Source organism: Steroidobacter sp., assembly GCF_016790065.1.
Lineage (GTDB): Bacteria > Pseudomonadota > Gammaproteobacteria > Steroidobacterales > Steroidobacteraceae > Steroidobacter.
This window is the reverse complement of the sequence record NZ_JAEUPY010000404.1, coordinates 1-4,626: the sequence shown is the minus strand read 5'-3', so window position 1 is coordinate 4,626 and position 4,626 is coordinate 1. Positions and strand designations below refer to the sequence as shown.

6 protein-coding genes are annotated in these 4,626 nt (G+C 62.8%); all 6 read right to left on the bottom strand.

Features of this window, described 5'->3' with window-relative positions; genetic code table 11:
• Window positions 1-515, bottom strand: a 515-nt coding sequence (locus JNL55_RS16685) for an anti-sigma regulatory factor (protein WP_293855855.1), incomplete at its 3' end; no start/stop codon positions are given.
• Window positions 516-920 (bottom strand): anti-sigma regulatory factor, encoded by a 405-nt coding sequence (locus tag JNL55_RS16680; protein WP_293855852.1) that lies wholly within the window; start codon window positions 918-920, stop codon window positions 516-518.
• On the bottom strand, window positions 910-1,293 hold the full coding sequence (locus tag JNL55_RS16675; protein WP_293855849.1) for an STAS domain-containing protein: 384 nt from the start codon (window positions 1,291-1,293) through the stop codon (window positions 910-912). The genes JNL55_RS16680 and JNL55_RS16675 overlap by 11 nt, the downstream gene beginning before the upstream one ends.
• Window positions 1,294-1,297: 4 nt before the next feature.
• Window positions 1,298-2,173, bottom strand: coding sequence for an STAS domain-containing protein (locus JNL55_RS16670; RefSeq protein WP_293855846.1), 876 nt, complete (start codon window positions 2,171-2,173; stop codon window positions 1,298-1,300).
• Between the two features lie 222 nt (window positions 2,174-2,395).
• Window positions 2,396-3,973: a putative bifunctional diguanylate cyclase/phosphodiesterase gene (locus JNL55_RS16665; protein ID WP_293855843.1), complete on the bottom strand. Its 1,578-nt coding sequence runs from the start codon at window positions 3,971-3,973 to the stop codon at window positions 2,396-2,398.
• A 163-nt stretch (window positions 3,974-4,136) separates the two neighbouring features.
• The coding region (locus JNL55_RS16660; protein WP_293855840.1) for a biliverdin-producing heme oxygenase at window positions 4,137-4,626 on the bottom strand (490 nt) is incomplete at its 5' end.

Genomic DNA, 4,626 nt, shown 5'->3' with positions numbered 1-4,626 from the left:
ATACCTGCGAGCAACACGCCTTCGACGCGCTCGTGATAACACCAGTGATCGCCGCACGCGGCCTCGCCGGACTTGGGGACGACCAATGCGCCGATCTGCAAGCGCTCCTGCGGGGGGGCGCGGCCATCCGGCCATAACTGTGCCAGCACTGCCGTGCCCTGGCCGGGGCGGGTGTAGATCTCGAACCGTTGTGACATGCGCTCCATGGCGCCGAGGCCGGTGCCCGGGCTGCCGCTGGTGGAAAAGCCGTCGCGCAAACATTTGGCCACATCGACGATGCCCGGGCCTTTATCGAGACCGAGCAGTTCCAGGCCGAGGCGCGTGCCGTTGGTTGTTTTTTGCACGATCAGCTCGCCGCCGGCGCCGTGCTTGATCAGGTTGGTGCCGATCTCGGTGGCGAGCAGCGCCGCCCGGCCGGCATCTACTTCGTCGAACCCCAAATTGGCGGCGAACGCCGCGACGCCACGCCTCGCTGGCGCGACCTCGCTGGAATCGCCGATCCGGAACAGTTGCATTTACTTCCAACGAGTGATGGTCACGCGCGTGCCGACGCCGGGCTGCGACCAGATATCGAATTCGTGCGAAAGCTTCCGTGCACCGCTGAGACCCAGGCCCAAGCCATTGCCGGTGGTGTAACCGTCGGTCAGCGCCAGCTCGATGTTGCTGATGCCGGGCCCGCGATCCTCGAACGTGAGCCGCATGCCCAGACGTTTCGGCCCTTCATTCAGGCGCTCGACGCGCACTTCGCCACCGCCGCCGTAAGTCAGCGTATTGCGTGCCAGCTCGCTGGCCGCGGTGATGACTTTGGTTTGATCCACCAGGCTGAAGCCCAGATCCATGGCCAGCGTGCGCACGGCTTGCCGAACCTTGACCACGTCTTCGCCGGAACGCACGGCCAACGTGGTTGGTTCAATCGACATGGCTGCCTGCATCGCTCCGATCGAGCGCGTTGCGCAGCAGGGCCAGGCCAGCGTCGACGTTCAACGCGGTGCGGATACCAGGCAGCGACAAGCCGAGTTCGACCAGAGTGATGGCAACGGCGGGCTGCATGCCCACCACGACGGTTTGCGCATCCAGGATGCGCGACATGGCGGCGATGTTGCCGAGCATGCGACCGATGAAGGAGTCGACCATCTCCAGCGCGGAAATGTCGATGAGTACGCCGCGTGCCTTGGTGGCGACGATCTTGTTGGTGAGATCGTCCTGCAAGGTCATGGCCAGCTCATCGTGCATGTCGACCTGAACGGTGACCAGCAGGCAGTCGCCCAGACGCAGAATCGGGACGCGATCCACGAGACTAACCTCGGGCCGCGGCCGCCGCGGCGGACGTCACGGTCAGGCCACGTCGCTTTAGAGCTAGCGCAAAGGCGTCTGACAGGCTGGCCTTCGTGGCCACCGACGATAGATCGATGCCAAGATGAACGATGGTCTGAGCGATCTGCGGACGGATGCCGCTGATGATGCAGTCCGCGCCCATCAGCTGCGCAGCCGACACGGTCTTGAGCAAGTGTTGCGCGACCAAAGTATCTACGGTCGGCACGCCGGTGATGTCGATCACTGCGATGCTGGAACCGGTAGCGACCAAGCGCTCCAACAGAGTTTCCATCACCACCTGCGTGCGCTCGCTGTCGAGTGTGCCGATCAACGGCAGCGCCAGGACGCCGGGCCACAGCTCGACCACCGGGGTGGACAGCTCGATCAGCTCTTCCTGTTGGCGGGCGATAACCGACTCGCGGGCCTGCTGATACACCTCAGTGGTGTACAGACCCAGCGAGTCCAGCAACAGAGTTGCTTCCCACAGGGTGTCTGCGAGCGCTTCCGGCTCGTTGATCAGGCTGCCACGCAGGCGCGCGAAAATCGGCTGTTTCAGCGAAAACACGAAGGTGGCCACTTGCGAGGGCGAGAAGCCTTGCGTGGCGCGGCTGCGTGACAGATCGCTGAGGATTTCGCGAATCTCGGCCCACTGCGAGCTGCGTGCATCGAATTGGATGCCGTTCTTGATGCTACTGACCAGCGCGCTCAGAAACCGCTGCGAGTCGTCGCGCAGCTGCGATTCCTGTAAGCGCCCGGCGCGCCAGGTGCCGTTTTCCAACTGCAGTCTGACCCACTCGGTGAGGATTTCTTGTTGGTGCTGCTCGACAATGGCCGGCAGTCGACTTGCCAGTCGGTTCATCCGCGACTCCTGTATGAGGCCCGCATCGGGGCCGCGATTCGTACGTTGCTCTAGATTCGGCTCGCTGCGGGAGCCTTCGCAATGAAATCTAGGGAGGGCCGCCAGCTAGGCAGCCGGGCCGGAGCTTTCCCGTGAAGGGCATCCGACGGAGGGATACGCGCCGCCGGGCACAGTGGTTCCCGGCATTTTGAAAAAAATTCTATTGAGCGCTGGGAGCGCAGGTCAGGCGCTGGCGGCTTTCAACAAGTCGGTGTCGACGTCGGTCAGACCGAGCGGCCGGCCGTTCAAGAAATCTCGGCATTTATCCGCCGGCGCCGGCTCCGCGAACAAATAGCCCTGGGCATACCGGCAGCCGAGCTTGCGGAGCGTTTCCAACTGCGACCAGCCTTCCACGCCCTCGGCGATGACCTTGATCTTCAGGTGCTGGGCCATGGCGATGATGGCGCCGACGATGGCGTGATCGTTGGAGTCGGTGACCAGATCGCGAATGAAGCTGCGATCGATTTTCAGATAGTCGACACGCCAGCGCTTCAGATAACTGAGCGAAGAGTAGCCGGTGCCGAAGTCGTCGATGGCCACGCGCACGCCGAGCGCACGTAGATCGTTGATGGCGTCGACGCCGGCTTCGCTACCGTTCGTGCCATGCCGGGTTTCGACTTGATCGAACATGGCGCCTTCGGTGAGCTCGATCTGCAGCATGGCCGGGCTCAGCGAATTGACCTGGGTGAGTTCGGCGATGCGCTGGCGCAGATCGCAACGAGCCAGCTGACCCGGCGACACATTGATAGCTACCGGCACCAACATGGTGTGGCCGGCCTTGCGCCACTTCACCATGTCCTCGACCACTCGTGCAATGACGAAGTCGCCGAGACCGGCGATCAAACCGGTCTCTTCGGCGACGGGAATGAAACGTAGCGGCGCGATGTAGCCGTCGGTCGGATGTTTCCAACGCACCAGCGCTTCCAGCGTGACCACGCGCCGGGTCTCGATATCGATCAGCGGCTGGTAATGCACATCCAATTGATTCTCTGATTCCAACGCGGCGCGCAGGCTGTTCTCGATGGCGACGCGCTCTTTCAGCTTGCGATCCATTACCGGACTGAACAGCTGGAAGTTGTTTCGACCGCTATCCTTGGCCTGATACATCGCCGTGTCGGAATGACGGAGCAGGGCGCCGACGTCTTCGCCGTCGCGCGGGAACATGCTCACACCTACGCTCGCAGTTGTCACAATCGGTTTGCCATCGATTTCCAAAGGCGCGCCGAGGGCCGCGGTGATACGAGATGCGGTTTCGTTGACTTGATTGGTGCTCTTGACGGTGTTGAGCACGACGACGAATTCGTCGCCGCCCATGCGCACTACGATGTCGTCGCCGCGCACCGCGTCTTTGATCCGTTGTGAGACGGATTGCAGCAGCTTGTCGCCAGTCTCGTGGCCGTGCGTATCGTTGATGTGCTTGAAGCGATCCAGATCGATGAACAACACCGCCAGCGCCACTTTTTTACGTCGCGCGTCTTCGACGGCCGCGGGCAAGTGAGCTTGCAGGAATAGTCGGTTGGGCAGGCCGGTCAGCTGGTCATGATGAGCCAGACGATCCAGGTGCTGCTGCTTCTCCAATAACTGCGCTTCGATTTTGCGACGGACCAGACCGCCGTGTTCCACCTGCTCGATGAACAGTCGATGGCGCGACTCGGCCTCGGTCACGCGCTCGGCCATCTCCCGCATGCGGAGCTTGAGATGGGCGACCCAGGCGGCGACGACGCATAAGGCGGCGATGAGGCAGGCAGCGAGGTAGAACATTGATCCATGCGTTCACTTCGACGGCGCAGTGTCGCGAAACGCCGTCGAGCGCCGCTGGATTTGGCGCACAGTTTCCAATCACCGATGCTGCCCTGCGAGCAAAACCTCGACCCAGGACCGGTGCAGATTTGACAGTTATTTGACGGACTTAGAGTTGACGGGCCTAGGCGGCGGGCGCGGTGCGCAGCTGCAGGTCGGTGGCGGCCTGACCGAACGAGCGGATGAACATGGTGAACGCGTAAACCGCGCCGGACACGGTCTGTGTCTGATCGTCGGCGGCCTCGTGTGTCTCCAGTTGCTGAAGAAAGCTGCGCCACAGGCCGGGCCGCTCCGGACCGGGTTGGCCATGGCTCAAGTAAGAAGAAGCACTACGCACGGCGGGGTCACCGCTGGTGCTGACCTGATCCAGCAGCATCCGGGCGCCGAGACGCGAGCCTTCCAGCACATACAGGATGCCGAACACCTCGGCTGGCGTCGGCGCGGTCCGGCGCAGAGCGAGCGGCTGCACGTCTGCATCGAGGCTGCGGAGGTCGGCGAGGATGGCTCCGCTTCGCGAGCGCTGCGACCAATCGGGTAGCAGCTGCGCCACGCCCGCGTTCTCGAGCAACTGTTCGATGGCAATCAGAGTGGCGGCATTGGCTTGCAGAAAGCGG

Excerpts from the sequence above, each read along its gene's own strand:
- JNL55_RS16665 (WP_293855843.1), bottom strand. The coding sequence starts at position 3,973 with ATGTTCTACCTCGCTGCCTGCCTCATCGCCGCCTTATGCGTCGTCGCC.
- JNL55_RS16680 (WP_293855852.1), bottom strand. The coding sequence starts at position 920 with ATGTCGATTGAACCAACCACGTTGGCCGTGCGTTCCGGCGAAGACGTG.
- JNL55_RS16670 (WP_293855846.1), bottom strand. The coding sequence starts at position 2,173 with ATGAACCGACTGGCAAGTCGACTGCCGGCCATTGTCGAGCAGCACCAA.